20 protein-coding genes and 1 pseudogene are annotated in these 16056 nt (G+C 42.0%); 14 read left to right on the forward strand and 7 right to left on the reverse strand.

All coding sequences use genetic code 11. The annotated features are described in order from the left end of the window. Positions 1–12 precede the first annotated feature (12 nt). The 4 genes from ACP7A0_RS16615 to ACP7A0_RS16630 all read right to left on the reverse strand — a co-directional run bounded on the left by ACP7A0_RS16615 (position 13) and on the right by ACP7A0_RS16630 (position 3464). Positions 13–774: an SDR family NAD(P)-dependent oxidoreductase gene (locus tag ACP7A0_RS16615; RefSeq protein WP_426005802.1), complete on the reverse strand. Its 762-nt coding sequence runs from the start codon at positions 772–774 to the stop codon at positions 13–15. Next, positions 771–1478, reverse strand: coding sequence for a cupin domain-containing protein (locus ACP7A0_RS16620; protein WP_106038958.1), 708 nt, complete (start codon positions 1476–1478; stop codon positions 771–773). The genes ACP7A0_RS16615 and ACP7A0_RS16620 overlap by 4 nt, the downstream gene beginning before the upstream one ends. A gap of 1 nt (position 1479) precedes the next feature. Further along, complete coding sequence (locus ACP7A0_RS16625) at positions 1480–2082, reverse strand: bacilysin biosynthesis protein BacA (RefSeq protein ID WP_060597521.1); 603 nt, start codon at positions 2080–2082, stop codon at positions 1480–1482. A 149-nt stretch (positions 2083–2231) separates the two neighbouring features. After that, positions 2232–3464 (reverse strand): MFS transporter, encoded by a 1233-nt coding sequence (locus ACP7A0_RS16630; RefSeq protein ID WP_106038959.1) that lies wholly within the window; start codon positions 3462–3464, stop codon positions 2232–2234. A gap of 145 nt (positions 3465–3609) precedes the next feature. Here ACP7A0_RS16630 and ACP7A0_RS16635 point away from each other — a divergent pair, with 145 nt between their 5' ends. Further along, a complete protein-coding gene (locus ACP7A0_RS16635; RefSeq protein ID WP_375566515.1) occupies positions 3610–4089 on the forward strand; it encodes an Lrp/AsnC family transcriptional regulator in 480 nt (159 codons plus the stop codon). A 54-nt stretch (positions 4090–4143) separates the two neighbouring features. Here the strand turns inward: ACP7A0_RS16635 and ACP7A0_RS16640 are convergent, their stop codons facing one another. Both ACP7A0_RS16640 and hemQ read right to left on the reverse strand, forming a co-directional pair. Continuing rightward, on the reverse strand, positions 4144–5304 hold the full coding sequence (locus ACP7A0_RS16640; protein ID WP_375566514.1) for an MFS transporter: 1161 nt from the start codon (positions 5302–5304) through the stop codon (positions 4144–4146). Positions 5305–5372: 68 nt separating this feature from the next. After that, positions 5373–6143 carry a hydrogen peroxide-dependent heme synthase gene (gene hemQ / locus ACP7A0_RS16645; RefSeq protein WP_034660358.1) on the reverse strand — a complete coding sequence of 257 codons (771 nt, stop codon included), beginning with the start codon at positions 6141–6143 and terminating at the stop codon, positions 5373–5375. A 240-nt stretch (positions 6144–6383) separates the two neighbouring features. On the opposite strand from hemQ, the gene pta reads away from it, so the two are divergent. The 11 genes and pseudogenes from pta (at position 6384) to ACP7A0_RS16700 (ending at position 13283) form a co-directional block, all read left to right on the forward strand. Beyond that, complete coding sequence (gene pta, locus ACP7A0_RS16650; RefSeq protein WP_034660357.1) at positions 6384–7355, forward strand: phosphate acetyltransferase; 972 nt, start codon at positions 6384–6386, stop codon at positions 7353–7355. Positions 7356–7541: 186 nt separating this feature from the next. After that, positions 7542–7952 (forward strand): YwqH-like family protein, encoded by a 411-nt coding sequence (locus tag ACP7A0_RS16655; RefSeq protein ID WP_187704219.1) that lies wholly within the window; start codon positions 7542–7544, stop codon positions 7950–7952. Next, positions 7945–8223: a YwqI/YxiC family protein gene (locus tag ACP7A0_RS16660; RefSeq protein ID WP_106030627.1), complete on the forward strand. Its 279-nt coding sequence runs from the start codon at positions 7945–7947 to the stop codon at positions 8221–8223. The genes ACP7A0_RS16655 and ACP7A0_RS16660 overlap by 8 nt, the downstream gene beginning before the upstream one ends. Before the next feature lie 11 nt (positions 8224–8234). Then, positions 8235–9758, forward strand: a complete 1524-nt coding sequence (locus tag ACP7A0_RS16665; protein WP_342689282.1) for a T7SS effector LXG polymorphic toxin — start codon at positions 8235–8237, stop codon at positions 9756–9758. Between the two features lie 16 nt (positions 9759–9774). Further along, positions 9775–10101, forward strand: a complete 327-nt coding sequence (locus ACP7A0_RS16670) for a hypothetical protein (RefSeq protein ID WP_034660349.1) — start codon at positions 9775–9777, stop codon at positions 10099–10101. A 208-nt stretch (positions 10102–10309) separates the two neighbouring features. Beyond that, positions 10310–10486 (forward strand): annotated as a pseudogene (locus ACP7A0_RS16675) (pre-toxin TG domain-containing protein); the annotation flags it as partial. Between the two features lie 39 nt (positions 10487–10525). Continuing rightward, a complete protein-coding gene (locus ACP7A0_RS16680) occupies positions 10526–10897 on the forward strand; it encodes a hypothetical protein (protein WP_375566511.1) in 372 nt (123 codons plus the stop codon). Between the two features lie 15 nt (positions 10898–10912). Continuing rightward, entirely contained in the window at positions 10913–11302 is a 390-nt protein-coding gene (locus ACP7A0_RS16685) for a hypothetical protein (RefSeq protein WP_342689280.1), read from the forward strand. 321 nt (positions 11303–11623) lie between these two features. Further along, the gene (locus tag ACP7A0_RS16690; RefSeq protein WP_375566509.1) at positions 11624–11929 is read left to right on the forward strand and encodes an SMI1/KNR4 family protein; all 306 of its coding nucleotides are present in this window, start codon (positions 11624–11626) and stop codon (positions 11927–11929) included. 255 nt (positions 11930–12184) lie between these two features. Further along, entirely contained in the window at positions 12185–13030 is an 846-nt protein-coding gene (locus ACP7A0_RS16695) for a lipoate--protein ligase family protein (protein ID WP_375566507.1), read from the forward strand. A 19-nt stretch (positions 13031–13049) separates the two neighbouring features. After that, the gene (locus ACP7A0_RS16700) at positions 13050–13283 is read left to right on the forward strand and encodes a DUF5970 family protein (RefSeq protein WP_034660341.1); all 234 of its coding nucleotides are present in this window, start codon (positions 13050–13052) and stop codon (positions 13281–13283) included. 34 nt (positions 13284–13317) lie between these two features. On the opposite strand, the gene ACP7A0_RS16705 is transcribed toward ACP7A0_RS16700, so the two are convergent. Continuing rightward, entirely contained in the window at positions 13318–14118 is an 801-nt protein-coding gene (locus tag ACP7A0_RS16705; protein WP_034660339.1) for an RsfA family transcriptional regulator, read from the reverse strand. A gap of 238 nt (positions 14119–14356) precedes the next feature. On the opposite strand from ACP7A0_RS16705, the gene ACP7A0_RS16710 reads away from it, so the two are divergent. After that, a complete protein-coding gene (locus tag ACP7A0_RS16710) occupies positions 14357–14578 on the forward strand; it encodes a DUF1450 domain-containing protein (RefSeq protein WP_003215259.1) in 222 nt (73 codons plus the stop codon). Between the two features lie 170 nt (positions 14579–14748). Continuing rightward, positions 14749–16050: an HD domain-containing protein gene (locus ACP7A0_RS16715; protein WP_007497716.1), complete on the forward strand. Its 1302-nt coding sequence runs from the start codon at positions 14749–14751 to the stop codon at positions 16048–16050. The last annotated feature ends 6 nt before the right edge of the window (positions 16051–16056 follow it).

Here is a 16056-nt window from a genome sequence, read left to right on the forward strand (position 1 = left end):
AAGCACTCCTTTTTATCTAGCGGTGTAACCGCCATCTGCTGTGACAACACTTCCAGTCATATAACTGGATAGATCAGAGGCGAGAAACAGCATGACGCCCGCAATTTCTTCGGGTTTTCCGAGACGAAGTAATGGGTTCACCTTTGCTTTTTCTTTTTTGACAACCTCAAGACTTTCTGAATGATTGTCTAAAAAGGATTTTTCATTTAATGGCGTATCAATAATGCCCGGGGCGATACAGTTCACCCTGATTTGATGGGCGGCATAGTCGACCGCCATGGATTTGGTTAGCTGGATGACACCGCCCTTTGTTGCGTTATATGCAGGGATGTCAGGCCAGCCGACAAGACCCCCGACAGATCCTGTATTGATAATACTTCCGCTTTTCTTTTCAAGCATATGCGGCAATGCATGCTTACTCATAAGAAATACACCCGTCAGGTTGACCTGTACAATGTGGTTCCAATCCTCCAGCGTCATCTCGTGAACGGGGGAGACAATTTCGATGCCTGCATTGTTAATCAAAACATCAATTGTTCCAAAACGGTTCAGCACGAACTGAACGGTTTTTTGACAGTCAGACTCATTCGTAATATCTGTTTTGAAAAACGCAAGATGCTCGTGCGGCAATGATTCGACGAGTTGTTTGCCGCTCTGTTCATTGATGTCAGCCACTGCTACTTTTGCTCCATGCTTAAGGAAAAGCTTGACTGCGGCAAGCCCAATCCCTGATGCACCTCCTGTAATCAGGACGACTTTTCCGTCGAGGTTCATTTCTTCACCTTAGACGCTTTTGGCTTCAACCGATTATAGCGGGGAGGGAAGAAGAGATTAATAGACTTTGATGCTTCCGGCTTTGGATTTATCGCACCATGATCTTCCTTTGGATCACAGAAATAAGTGGTGCCAAATGCCATTTTCTCTGTAAAGCCTTCAATGGTCATATCATAACCTCCGCTGATGCAAATGCCGATTTGTTCATTGCGGTGTTTATGAAAAGGCATTTCACCGCCATTTCCAGGAATGTTGGCAATCATGAGCTCCATCCAATCCTCAACAAAAAAGGTGACTTCCATGCCAGGGAGTAAATCCCGTGTTTTGAAAATATCTAAGAAATAAGTAGGAGGAGCCGTATATTCCTCGCCATCTTTTAATCTCTTAATATCAATGGCGATCGCTTCCTCATCTGTCAGGTTAGATGCGCCGTGAGGGACAAAAGGTGGTGCGATATAGGCTGATTCTAAAGGGGTGAGCAATTGGGTCGATGGGCCGACCGTCATTTGAAGCTCGCCTTTTAATACGATGCCGATTTGTGCTTCGGGATGCTCGTGAGGTTCTATGATCGTGTGAGGAGGGACGTATGAAATTAACACTTCCGTATCACCTCTGACCGTGGAATATTGTGTGACACCATTCTCCCATTCTACTTTTTTGGCTTGAGGAAAATATCGTTCTTGCGTCTTTTGTTCAGTTTGCATATTATATCTCTCCTTTTCCGAATATGGACCAGCTCATTGGGATGCTTTTAAACGTTCGAATGAAGGTGAGGCCGTATGTGGCTCTGGCTACCTCATTAGTTAAAGCGAAATCAAATTCGCCGTCTCTTACTTTTTTTGCGGCAGTACTTGTCGAATTGACTAGCTCAAATTCAGCATTTTGGTGAATGAAATATTGAATCAAATTGACAGGTGCAGGGTGAGAGACAATTTTTAAATGGTGGAGCATTTGTTCTTGAAATGGGAAATCTGGTCTGACAGCCAAACCATACATGGGTGTGTCACATCTGAAAATTTGTAAAAGCTGCAGGTCAGGTCTCATGTAGAAGTGTTTGATTCCTTCGTATGCGTGTGGAACGAGAGTGTATTGGAGTGCGTTAGAGAGAGTATGTTCAATGCAAGTTTCGAACGTGTCGTAAAGGGATAGTTTCGTATGAGTGCCGAGTGTAGTGGTGGAATGAGAGATGAAATGTTTTGCTGCATATTCACTGCTTGTCCCCTCAGGGCCTAGTGTATTGACTGTAAACATCTTAGGTGAAACGATGGGCTCTTCTTTGAAATGAAAAACATCATTCTTTAAGATCATGTTTACCATCCAATCTTTTTCAAATTTTTACTAGATTATAAAAAATAAAATTGGCAATTGTCAACAAAATTTATAAAAAATGTATTTTATGATGATATTAAAAATTGATCTAAAAAACTGCACATACCGAGATGTGCAGTGAAATGAGCTTACGTTTCAAATGTGTTTTTATGTTTCTGCTGTAAGGTTCGTTCACGTTTATAGCTGGCGAAGCTAATGAGAAAACCAACAAGCGTAATGAGTGCACATACAAGCCCTACCGTATGATAGCCGAAATGGACATAGACAGGTCCCATAAGAGCGGAACCAAGCATAACGGCAAGATTGGACGCAAGGCTGTAAAAAGCCATCACTTTGCCTCGGTGGGTTTGGGAGCAGTCGCTTAGGACAGTGCTCAAAAGCGTGACAGATAAACTTTGCATGGCACCCCAAATAAATAGGGCAAAAATCAGCAATGTCCATGAGAAAGGTGCATAAGGAAGTAAGGCGAGAACGAGCGTAATGCCGCCCAGCACAAAGAAAAGAGTACGTGTTTTGCCAAACCAGTCTGCTAATTTCCCTGTAAATACACTCATGGAAAAGCCGACGCCGTAAGCCATGATCAGAAGTCCCGCGGTCGATTGCCCTCCAGAAAACAGACTTTGCAGATAAGCTCCTAAGAACGAGTACATGCCATAAAATCCCAGCATATTACAAAATGTCACGGTCAAATAGGCGGGGACACGATCAATTTTCAAAGCTCCCCATAAAGAGGCAGTTTTCTCCCTAGCTTGAGGTGTTCCTGTATTCGCTGTGGCGGTTTGTTTGCGTGATTCAAGGATGACGAGCAGCAGGACAACGAGACTCATGATGGCGAAGATCCAAAATGTCCAGCGCCAGTTCAAACTCTGACCGATAAAGGCGCCAATTGGTACACCAAGGACAAGAGAAAGAGACCAGCTCGACACAATGAGTCCCATCACCTTGCCTCGATATTCGTAAGGAACCCGGTCGCCTACAAGAGCATAGGCTGTTGGCACAAATACACCGGTCGCCAGCCCAGAAATGGCACGGCCAGCAAAAAACACTGCCAAATTCGGGGCAGCCGCACACATCACGGTTCCAATCAAAAAGAAAGAAAGCCCGATGATCAAACACAGTTCCCTTGAATACCGGTCCCCTAAAGGAACGAGCAGCGGGGCTCCAACCAGCACAGCTAACCCATAAATGCTGATGGAAAGGGCGAGAATATCAAGAGAGTGCTGAAAGGAGTTTGATAAATCAGGCAGCAGTGGTGAAATCACCAGTTCTTCCGATCCCGCCGCAAAGACGCCAAGTGTGAGCGCGATGGCAAGTGTGATGGGAAACGTTTTAGAAGCCTTGCTGTCTAAAGATTCTTTCATCAGGTGATCCCTCCATACTTGCTTTTTCATTCAATTCCGTTAAAATAAATTCTACCATTATTTAGTTTTATTTTACATTTCGAATCATAAGTATTATCATAAAATACTTTTCAAATGGAACGACTTTCGGATAGGAGAGGTACGAATGAAAATCACCGATGTTGATGTGCATATTTTAAATGAATTGAAAGAAGATGCCCGCTTGTCTATGAGGGAATTGTCCAAACGAGTCAATTTATCCGCACCTGCGGTAGCAGAAAGAGTGCGTAAATTAGAGGATGCAGGGATTATCGAAGGGTATTCGGTTCAGATCAATTATAAAAAATTAGGGCTTATGATTGACTGCCTGCTGGAAGTCACAGTGCTAAACGGGGAGTATCAACGTTTTGTGGCTTTTATGAATCAGCACCCACGCGCTTTTTTTGCTTATCGAGTGGCAGGACAGTCATGCTTTTTCATTAAGCTGTCAGTCGCTTCTCTTGAAGAAATTGAAGCCTTTATTCAGGCAGTGTCTGGGTTTACAAAAACCGTATCTCATATCGTCTTATCCGAGCACTCCTTTTCCCATCCAGTTCAGGAACGTGTGAAACAAATAGAAGAGCCAGAAATGACCGTGATGAAATAAAAAAGGACCTGACAACGAATGCGAGGATTTGTCTGCACGCTAAAAGGACCTAACTCAGGTCCTTTTTGTTCGTCTATCTGACTGATAGCTCATGATCGTGATGATGAGCCCAATGAAGGTTACAGCTGCAGCAAATAACGGAACAAGCTGTAAATGTGTAAGTTCGATGGCGAGACCGCCAAGCGCTGCACCGCCAGCATTCCCAATATTAAAGGCAGAATGACTAAGCGTCGATGCGAGTGTCGGTGCTTCATGTGCCATGTTCATCGTGCGGTATTGCAAGGTAGGAACAAGAATAAATGAAATGATTCCCCAAACAAAAATGGTCAGCACAGCAGGTACTTTGAATTCGGAAGTGATTGTAAACAATAACAGGACAGCCATCAGCAGGATCAGTGTCACCATAATACTCGGCATCAGCTTCCAATCGGCAAGCTTTCCGCCAACTAAATTTCCAATAGTGACCCCAAGCCCGAAGAGAACAAGGATGAGCGTCACCCCATTTTCCTGAAAACCAGTCACTTGCAGCAGGATCGGGCTGATATACGTAAAGGCGGTAAACACACCTGCAAAACCAAAGATCGTCATTGCAAAAGAAACGAGTACCTGTGGCTTTTTCAAAACAGACACTTCATTTCGAATATCCAGTACGTCTTCCTTCGATTGATTGGGTACTAAGCTGATGATACCGATTAAGGAAATGAGACCAATGACGGCAATGACAAGAAACGACATACGCCAGCCAAATTGATTTCCGATGAAGGTACCAAACGGCACACCCAGTACATTGGCGACCGTCAGTCCTGTAAACATGAAGCTGATCGCACTTGCACTTTTCTCCTTAGGCACAAGCCGCGCAGCCATTATGGCTCCGACGCCAAAGAAGGTTCCATGAGCAAATGACGTCAAAATACGTGAGGCCATTAATAGACCGTAAGTGGTCGATACAGCGGCAACAGCATTTCCCGCCACGAACAGGATCATTAATAGAATGAGAAGACGTTTCCTCGACATTTTCCCAGTTGATAATGTTATAATAGGTCCGCCAACTGCGACACCAAGTGCATATCCAGTAATCAGCTGCCCTGAAGCAGAAATAGATACATGGAGATCATTTGCGACGTTTGGCAAAAGTCCCATAATGACAAATTCAGTCATGCCAATCGAAAACGCACCGAGCGTTAAAGCGAAAATAGCGATGGGGAAGTTTTTCATGATGTGATCACCTTTCTAAAAAAAATACATAAAAAGGCTTCGGAAAGATCCGAAGCCTTAAGAGTTTATCATACATGAAAATAAGACGCCAGCTGCTCGTTTGCTAATCGGTTTCCGACAAAGAAGGAACCAAATTCGCCGTAGCGTGCACTGACTTCATCAAAGCGCATTTCATAAACCAATTTTTTAAATTGAAGCACATCGTCAGCGAAAAGAGTGACGCCCCACTCATAATCATCAAAACCGACGGAGCCTGTAATGATCTGCTTTACTTTCCCAGCATAGCTGCGGCCAATTAAGCCGTGGCTTCTCATGAGTGATTTACGCTCATCCATGGAGAGCATGTACCAGTTGTCATTGCCAGAACGTCTTTTATCCATTGGATAGAAGCACACGTATTGAGAAGAAGGGAGCTCTGGGTATAGACGCGCACGTACATGCGGGTTCTCGTAAGGATCTCCGCCATCTCCGCCTCCAGCTAAGTAGTTGCTGAGTTCCACAACTGAAACGTACGAATAAGCTGGGATTGTAAACTCTGCTAGTCGTGTTTTATTGAATTCAAGTTCAATTTCACCCAGTTCTTCCATGGTTGGACGCAAAATCATGAGCATAATATCTGCTTTTTGGCCGACAATACTATAGATTGTTTGGCTTCCCGCCTTATCGTGCTCAGCTGTTTTCCATTTTTCTAATAGACCTGTGAACTCATGAAGAATCGCTTGGCGCTCATCACTTGTCAGCAGCTTCCAAGCTGTCCAGTCAAAGGTTCTAAAATCATGCAGTGCATACCAGCCGTCTAGTGTTTGAGCTGCTTCATTGGTTGTATGTTGTTCGCTCATTTATTTCACTCCTATTTACAGTTTTCCATCTGTTCCAACTATAACATAGTTTGTCCAAATGAAGATGTGATCAAAACTTGAACGACGAAAACAGCTATTATGGAAATTGATTAAATTAGTTTGAAAAATAAGAATTTAATTTGTAAGCGCTATAATGTAAGTTGGTAGTTTGAATTTATGTAGAAGAAGAGTATGCTTAAAAGAGAACGCTTTTTTTGTAAAATCAAGGAGGGTATATAAGTGGCAGATATTTTTTCAACAGTTCAGGAAAAGGTTGCAGGTAAAGGAGTAAAGATCGTTTTTCCTGAGGGAATGGACGAACGCATTCTAACAGCCGTTCAAAAACTAGCAGATGGCAAAGTATTGCAGCCAATTGTTGTAGGTAAAAAACAAGAAGTTGAAGCAAAAGCAAAAGAATTAGGTCTTACACTTGATGGTGTTGACGTGTATGATCCTCATACATATGAAGGTTTTGAAGAGCTTGTACAAGCTTTCGTAGAAAGACGTAAAGGCAAAGCAACAGAAGAGCAGGCAAGAAAAGCATTACTAGATGAAAACTACTTCGGTACAATGCTTGTGTACAAAGGTCTTGCAGACGGACTTGTGAGCGGTGCAGCACACTCAACTGCTGACACAGTGCGCCCAGCACTTCAAATCATTAAAACAAAAGAAGGCGTAAAGAAAACATCTGGCGTCTTCATCATGGCTCGCGGCGAAGAGCAATATGTGTTTGCTGATTGTGCGATCAACATTGCACCAGACAGCCAAGATCTAGCTGAAATTGCGATCGAAAGTGCAAACACAGCCAAAATGTTTGACATCGAACCACGTGTGGCAATGCTTAGCTTCTCTACAAAAGGCTCAGCAAAATCAGACGAAACAGAAAAAGTATCTGAAGCAGTTCGCATTGCAAAAGAAAAGGCACCTGAGCTTGTACTTGATGGAGAATTTCAATTCGATGCAGCTTTCGTTCCTTCAGTAGCAGCGAAAAAAGCGCCAGATTCCGTCATCAAAGGTGATGCGAGCGTATTTGTTTTCCCTAGCCTAGAAGCTGGAAACATCGGCTACAAAATTGCACAGCGCTTAGGTAACTTTGAAGCTGTAGGTCCAATCTTACAAGGCTTAAACCAGCCAGTAAACGATCTTTCAAGAGGCTGTAATGCCGAAGACGTTTACAACCTTGCGCTTATCACAGCAGCTCAAGCACGATAATAGTAACGATCAAAAAAGCTAGTTTCGTTTTCACACGAAGCTAGCTTTTTTTGCGCGTGTGAAATAGGTATAAAAACCCAATACCTACGATTCATTTTTCGTTGAATTCGTTTTCAATCATATGCCTCTTGTGCTAGGAAATGGTAACATAACGGAGGACTATTTGAGGAATAGAGGTGTTTGACGATGTCTGGAGCTGTCATCGGTTATACAACAGCCTTGTATTCGTTAAAGGCAGACATATCCATAAAAAAAGAACAAATCATCGAACTCAACATGTGTCGAAAAGAAATAAAAGAAGCAAAATCGGTTCTGGCAGATGCTAACAAGAAAATCACTCATCCTGATCTGACATCACATACATGGTTTGGCCGTCTTGCAGATACGTTTGATGACATTCGAGACGAGATGGCATCCGCCAGTCAAGAGATAAAAAGTGTACAGCTGACCAATTTAGTGAATCGAATTGATGAGAAAATCAGTGACCTAAAATCGGAGATCCATTCGTTAGAACATGAGATTCATTCTGTTGAAAGAAAAATAGAGAAAGAAAAGCAGAAACAATTGGAAGAAAAAAGAGGGAAGTCACATGAGTAGAGAAATCAAAATAGATGCCAGTGAAATCAATCGAGTTTTACAACAGGCCAAACAATCAGGCGCTCAAATGAATGCAAAACTTCCAACAACCATCAAAGGGAGAAACCAGCTCCTGGCAGCAGACACATTAGAAAAAATCAACCAACAGTTGAACGAATTAAGTACATCCTACATAGGCATTCTTCAGAAACAGCTTGTACAAACAGAACAAGCGGTGAACACCATGATTGAAACGGACAAGGCGCTTGCCTCCAGCAGTAAAAGAAAATAAAGGAGAACGCAATGAAAACCCTTGACGTCTTTGCGCTAATAAACGGAATTGACCAAACGCTGAATATATTAAAGCAGCAGTCACAACAAATCAGCTCTTTAGAAAAACAAATTCATCATATCATTTCACTCGATGGTGCACTAAAGGGAGAGGCGGGACAAGCCATCCGCACCTTTTATACAGAATGTCATATTCCCTTCCTGCAATTTTTTCAGGTCGTCATTGAGGAATACAGCACTGCGCTGAAAAGCACAAAACAGGCGCTTCATGCGCTTGAATCAAATCAGCACGGCTTGATCTCACAATCATTTATTGAACACGAACTAGATCAAGGACTAAAAAAAGCGGAGCGCACGATATCTGAGATTGTAACGGATGTAAACCATGCCATCGGCAGAATTGGTCATATTGTTCATTTGCCAAATGTAGAAGAATCAGCTTTTCAGCAAAACTATCAAAAAGCATGGCTCGAGACCTCAAGAACCATTGGCCTGCTTCATGCATTTGACAGAGAGCAGACAAGCGCTTTACAAGAAACAAAAAGCTCCCTTCAAACAATAAAACAATACATAAACACCTTGAGCACCATGTTCACCGGCCCAAAAATCGATATCACCACCTATCAAAAGGGGTCTATTTTCAAAGATGGAAAAGAAGAAAAAGTGAGCAGCACCATCAGTGGATTGAATGACAAAATAGATAACCCGAAAGACAATCCGATGATGATCATGCTGAAGAAACTGAGTGAGAAAGAACGGGCGAATGTGGAGACGGTTGTCCACGAAAAGCCGTCTAGTAAAATCAATCAAACGACCGTGACCTTAAATGGAAAAGTATATCATATAAATGAGTACAAAAAGATCAACTTCGAAAATGCCAAAACGGTTGAGGTCATGCGAGACGGAATGCTGTATCGGTTACGAATATCTGAAAAGAACAAAGTAACAATTGAGAGCGTTAAACCGATGTCAGATGTAAAAACAGGCGATCAACCCCAAAACATCTTAAATACAGCGGTTGAATTTACAGGAATAAACGACGCCATTCGAGCGATTACAGGAAGAGATCCTGTAACAGGTGATAAAGTCGCTGATATGGATCGTTTAGTATCCGGGGTGTACATGGTTCCAAGTGCCAACATTGTTAAAGTGGGGAAATATGTTTTTAAAATTATTAAAGGGGAGAAGGTAGCTAAGAGGGTTGAGAAGAGTGCTGGAAGTGCGAGGAATGGGGCTAAAGATTTTGAAAAGTCGTTAGTGAAATTGCCTCCAGCAGAGCGCGTTGCAGCTGTAAAAATAAAAGTACAAGAAGTTGCTAAAAGTAATGGCTTAATAAAAGATTCAAAATTAAGTAAGATTAATAGTAGGGATGTATATAAAGACCCTAAAACTGGAGATTTATATTCAGTAGATACGCAGCATGGTCGTTTTGAAAAAACAAATAACAAGGGGAAGCATCAAGGAGAAGTTGATTTTGATTTCAAACAAACTAAACCTGCTGATGCATCTGGTGGTCATAATTTAAAAATTAAGTAGAGAGGATGTAATAGAAATGATTGGGAATGATTGGATATCTGTTCGTGAAATTGAAGACGATACTCGAATTTGGGCTGGAACTATAATCAGAGTTTTTAAGGAGGAAATAAATAAGGACAACATAGAAGATAATTTCTATGATTACATCGTTTCTTTTATTTATGATAACAATGAATATTTACAATTAACCTGCCTAACTCAAGGGGAGGGTGGAAATATTGTTTGTATATTGCAAACAGAACCAAATTCTAATTATTCATTAGGTAAGGAATTGAAAAGAATGATGGATGATGGTTCAAACTCTGTTTTTGTGAAATTTTCACCTGAATGTATCGTTAAATAAACCTCTAATATGAGTTGGACAGACCAGATTCTTTTCAAAATAAATGAGAATAAGTGATAGAAAAGGTGAGTTTACAGAGATGTCGCTCATCTTTTTTCTATCTAAGTTAGTTTTATGATGGCACAATACAAATCGATAAAGTGATTGGATATTTTGAAGGAACTGATACAGAAAAAATCAAATCCGCAGCTGCGGAAACGCCAAACGCATATTAGACGGTGAAGTCGTCTCAACCACCGAAAACATCATCCTAGAATACAGCGGAATCTACGACGGTTATCGAGCCTTCACCGGCAAAGACCCCGAAACCAGCCAAAACATCAGCAGCACAGACCAAGCTCTGTCCGCAGCTTCTATTATCCCAATCACGAAAATAGTGAAGGTTGGGAAATATGTTTTTAAGATAGATCAAGGGAAGAATGCGGTGAAGAGGGTTGAAAAGACGGCTAAGGATATAAAAAAGCTGCCTTCAGCTTTTGCGGATCGTGCTAAATTAGAAGGGCATTTTGATAAACATGGAAAAGAGTTCTCAGGACTATATAGAAATGCTAACGAGTACCTTGAAGGTGCAAAAGTGGTCATTAATAGTGGCATCAAAGTTAAGTATCAATATAAAGGTGAAATAAGGACAGGGTATGTCAAATTTATGGGTAATAATAAAAGTGGTAAGGCTAAGTTTGAATTTGTAGGTACAAATCATAAAAATGAAATTACGACTTACCATACCCAAAGTGGAAAAAAGATATGGAAGACAATAAATGGTGAAAATATTCCAGTCATCAATCCATCAGAGTAGAGAGTGAGGGCTATTATGGTATACGACTGTTTTGTTAAAAGACTCGATCCTCAGATTGAGGAGGAAACAACAATTGAGATTAATGGAATAGAATTTACAGGATTTGCTGATGTTTGTCCGTATGAAATTGAAGTAGGAAAAAGTTATCCAGTTTCAATAGGATTTACTATATTAGACGAGCTTACTATTCATGAAATTCCGATAGAGAAGAAAGAGATTGAACGTATTGATTCGGGATATGAATATTATTTAAGAGGTTTGCTAAAAGAGGATAAAATTGATGCGGGTTTAATTTTTACTGACGAAGATGAGTATTTCATCGATTTCCCTGAATTAATGAATAAAACTGTTGAAATAAAAGTTGATAGAATTAGCATAGAATTTTTAAGAACAAAAACTAACTAATTGGTAGGATATAATCTACAAATTTTGTATAGAAAGGGTGTACAGACTAGAAAAAATAAAAACATCCAATTGGTTATTAAGTATCAGTATTCTTATTGTTATGGGAACAGCTTTGATGAGAGGAGTTTGTTTCTCAGATGCTGATTATCGAGGTTTCCCTATTGATTGGCTAGTCCTGCACGGACATCATACTTTTGAATTTCTATGGTTGGGTTTTATACTTGATGTGGTCATTTTCTATTTTCTTTTAAAAATGCTCCTTCGTTTGTATAAAAGGGTGATGGAAAAATCAGCAGCTTAAAATAGAGGAGGCTCTTCAACATGATCAATTTACCTCAAATCCCACATCTGCACATGAACGAACCAGCAAGTGACAAACACATCAAAGAGGCAGAATCCCAACTAAACATGGTGCTGCCCGATGCTTATAAGAACTTGCTGAAACAGACAAATGGATGTTCCGTTGGCGGCGATGTCCTACTATACGGCACTGTAGACATTACGGAACGCAATGCAACGTGGGAAGTCCAGCAATATGCAAGCGGCTATGTGGCGATTGGCGACGATGGCGGCGGACAAGTACTTCTCATGCGGCTGGTTGAAGAAGAAAAAGGTATGGATTGTTGATGCTGGTGTAATGGACCCTCAGCATGCTGAGTTGATGACTGGAAACTTGCTGAAATGGGTGAGTGAGGGATGTATCATTGAATGATCACACTGCTTGAATGCATGAATCACTGAAAAGTAAAACCAAATCATCCAACTGAAACGCTCTGTGACGCCAAATGTCATGGAGCTATTTTGATGATATCTCTCTCATTCTCCCTCCATTCATCCCATGTTATAATAAACACAGTTTATGAACGAGAGGATATGCAGGACATGAAAAATGAACCTATTGAGTTACTGACACAGCCGAAATGGCGAATCATAGATCAATCGAGCCTCGGTCTTTATGTGGACCCGAAGCAATCCTTTGCGATGGATGATACGCTTTGTGCGTCGGTTGGGAAGGGTCTCTCACCAGCGACAGCGCGTTCTTGGGTACATCACAATACGATTGTGCTTGGGATTCAGGATACAAGACTTCCATTTCTGCAAGATGGCGTGAAACTGCTTGAGGAAGAGGGCTATCGCGTCATTGTACGCAATTCAGGCGGCCTTGCTGTGGTGCTGGATGAAGGTGTCTTGAATGTGTCATTAATCTTTGCAGAACAAAAGAAGGGCATTGATATTGACCGCGGGTATGATGCGATGGTGGAATTGGTCCGCCGGATGCTGTCTAAGTATGAGGTGGACATTGAAGCTTATGAGATTGTCGGCTCTTATTGTCCGGGCAGCTACGATCTAAGCATCAATGGAAAGAAATTTGCAGGCATTTCTCAGCGTAGATTACGCGGTGGAGTCGCTGTGCAAATTTATTTGTGTGCAGATGGAAGCGGGCGGGAACGTGCCGACTTGATCCGCTGTTTTTATGACGCCGCCTTAAAAGACAAACGAGAAGAAGTGAAGGCCGTATTTCCTGATATACAGCCAGATACGATGGCGTCTTTATCAGAATTAACTGGAGAACCAATTGATTGCGCGCTTCTTATGCGTCTTTTACTAGAAGAGCTTCAAAAGCTCAGTGATCAGCTGACAGCGTCAGGACTGAACGCAGAAGAACAACTGGAATTTGAGAAAAACATGACGCGGATGATTGAGCGGAATGAAAAGGTGTTTTCGTAAAAAGAAAGGAAGGGTTCTGGTGAAATCCAAAAACGGCGGTTACCTCTATTTACTATGGCTTCCTGTCATCATGGGAGCCGGCTACGGCATTTCGCTTTTGGTGCCGTTTCTTCAGCCTGTACTGACACTTGGCATCGCAGGTCTTTATCTTTTTATATTTGGTGATTTTCAGGTGAGACAAGTCAGGTATATTTTTATGTTCGTCTTTTTGATTAATGTCCTTTTTAGTGTGATGCTATTTTTGGGCATTTAAAAAAGTGCTTCCCGTAGATGGGGAGCACTTTTTGTTATTCTGCCATTTTTTCGAGGTTGCCGTTCCGGTCCATTTTAAAGGTTGGAGCGGCAGTGTCGTCCTCTTCAAACAAAACTAGTTTTCTTGCACGGTTCATGATTTTGACAAGTGTTTCATAATCTTCTTGAATGGTGAGCTGATCCTTTTCAAGCTTTTTTACTTCCGCTTCTAGCTGCGTGACTTTATGTGAAAGTTCGTTATTTTCTCGTTTTAACCGGCTGTTTTCCATGCGTAAGGCAGATGATTGCTGTCCATCGCCTTCATAGCGGCGCAAGAAATCAATGACATCTTCGATGGTTAAATCCTGTTGCTGCCTAAAAGGGTTGGCTTCTGGCTTTTTCTCTACGACATGAGAAGCCTGTGACAATAAATGTGATAAACTAGCTAACTCTTCATTGTAGCTTTGATCCACAAACTGGAGCTGCTCGGCTGTTTCAGATGCTGGTGCAAACGTTTCTTCCTGCGCTGGTTCCAGCTCCTGTGAGAATTCCTCTTGCGTGACCGTTTCTTCTACTTGCGGCTGATAGAGTAATCGTTTCTTTGCAGGCTGGCCATTGCCGAGTGCGCGCATCCGTTGTTTTCGCTGCTTTTTGGCAAGGGCTAACGCTTTTTCATATTGATGCCTCACAACAGCATTCCATCTAAAACCGCATGCCGCTGAGGTACGGTTCAGCTTGTCTCCTACTTCTTCAAACGCATTCAGCTGTGTGCTGCCTTCTCTGACGTGACGTAAGACGGTTTCTGCCAAAAGGAGATCATCTTCCTCTGACCAAGCATCTTGTCTTTGTTTTGACATGTTTAAACCCCCATATGATTTGATGGTATTAGATTAGCCAAGTTCAAGAAAGTTTATACAAGTTTGCTAAAAGGATAGTGGAAAATACTAGCTTTTATGTAAGCGCGTATCGGCGGTTACAATGCGTCTTGCAAGTCCAGCCGCTTCGATGTACAATGTTGGGTGGTATATTATGACTCTTGGTTGTCCAACTGTTTCATATAGAATGAAGTTCATCATTGAAAGGAAGCGTAAGACCATGGCTAATGAGTTTCGCGTATGTGACGATTGTGATGCGACGAACCTAAAGACGTTGCTGCCTCGACTCAAATCGGTTGACCCTGATGCAAAAATTGAGATTGGCTGTCAATCCTATTGTGGTCCAGGACGAAAAAAGGCTTTTGCGTTTGTAAACAATCGCCCATTATCCGCACCAACAGAAGATGAGTTACTCGAAAAGGTTCAAAAAAAAGTCAAATAAATGTCACTGAATGTGTTCAGTCGACCTAAAAAGAGGTCCGTCCCTGTCAGGTCGGGCTTTTTACGTCCGTGCAATCTTTGAGAACACATTCACCAGCAAATTCAAGGATGTTTTCGGGGAAAGTTACCCGATATAATAGAAACACGTCTTAAAAAAAGAGGGACGAAACGATGGCGTATCCAAAAGGGAAATTATCTGAGGAAAAGGTATTTAAAGATCCTGTGCACCGTTATGTTCACGTACGGGACGCATTAATATGGGATTTAATAGGAACAAGAGAATTTCAGCGCCTGCGACGAATTAAACAGCTAGGAACCACTTACTTGACGTTTCATGGTGCAGAACACAGCCGTTTCAATCATTCACTCGGTGTATACGAGATTGTGAGACGGATTGTGGATGATGTATTCAAAGGTCGGCCGGAATGGGATGAGGGAGAACGCGAGCTGGTACTGAGTGCAGCCTTGCTTCATGACCTCGGACATGGTCCATTTTCTCATTCCTTTGAAAAGGTCTTCCACTTAGACCATGAATCGTTTACAAGAGATATTATTTTAGGGCAAACCGAAGTCAATGAAGTGCTTCGCCGGGTTAGTGATGATTTCCCGAAGCATGTGGCAGAAGTGATTGCCAAAACGTATCAAAACAAGCAGGTGGTCAGTTTGATCTCAAGTCAAATTGATGCCGACCGTATGGACTATTTGCAGCGTGATGCCTACTATACAGGCGTCAGCTACGGCCATTTTGATATGGAACGTATTTTGCGCGTGATGCGTCCGAGAGAAGATCAGATTGTGATGAAGCAGAGCGGGATGCATGCGGTCGAGGATTATATTATGAGCCGCTATCAAATGTACTGGCAAGTTTATTTCCACCCAGTGACACGCAGTGCGGAAGTCATTTTAACGAAAATTCTCCATCGTGCAAAAGAGCTGCATGAAACGGGCTATATTTTCACACATGCCCCTGTTCATTTTTATTCGATCTTTGAGGGGAATGTCACCACAGAGGACTATATTAAGCTGGATGAATCCATTGTCTTATTTTATTTTCAGGCGTGGGAAGACGAAGAAGATCACGTGCTGGCTGATTTGTGCCGCCGTTTTATGAACCGCCGATTGTTCCAATATACAGAGTTTAATCCGAATGAAGAAATGACTAAATATTTCAAGCTGACCGCCTTGTTCAAGGAGGCAGGCATTGATCCTGACTATTATTTAGTCGTCGACTCTTCCTCTGACTTGCCCTACGACTTCTACAGACCAGGGGAGGAAGAAGAGAGACTGCCGATCCACCTTTTGACGCAAAGTGGTCATATTAAAGAGCTGTCGAGACAGTCAGATATTGTTGACGCCATTTCCGGTAAACGAAGAACCGATCATAAACTTTATTTCCCGATGGACTTAATTGTAGATATGTCGGAAAAAGCTGAAGAAAAGAAGGCGATCATGAAGCTGCTTGGATTGGGATAAGGAAGT

The organism is Bacillus sp. DWP3-1 (assembly GCF_049896565.1).
GTDB lineage: Bacteria > Bacillota > Bacilli > Bacillales > Bacillaceae > Bacillus.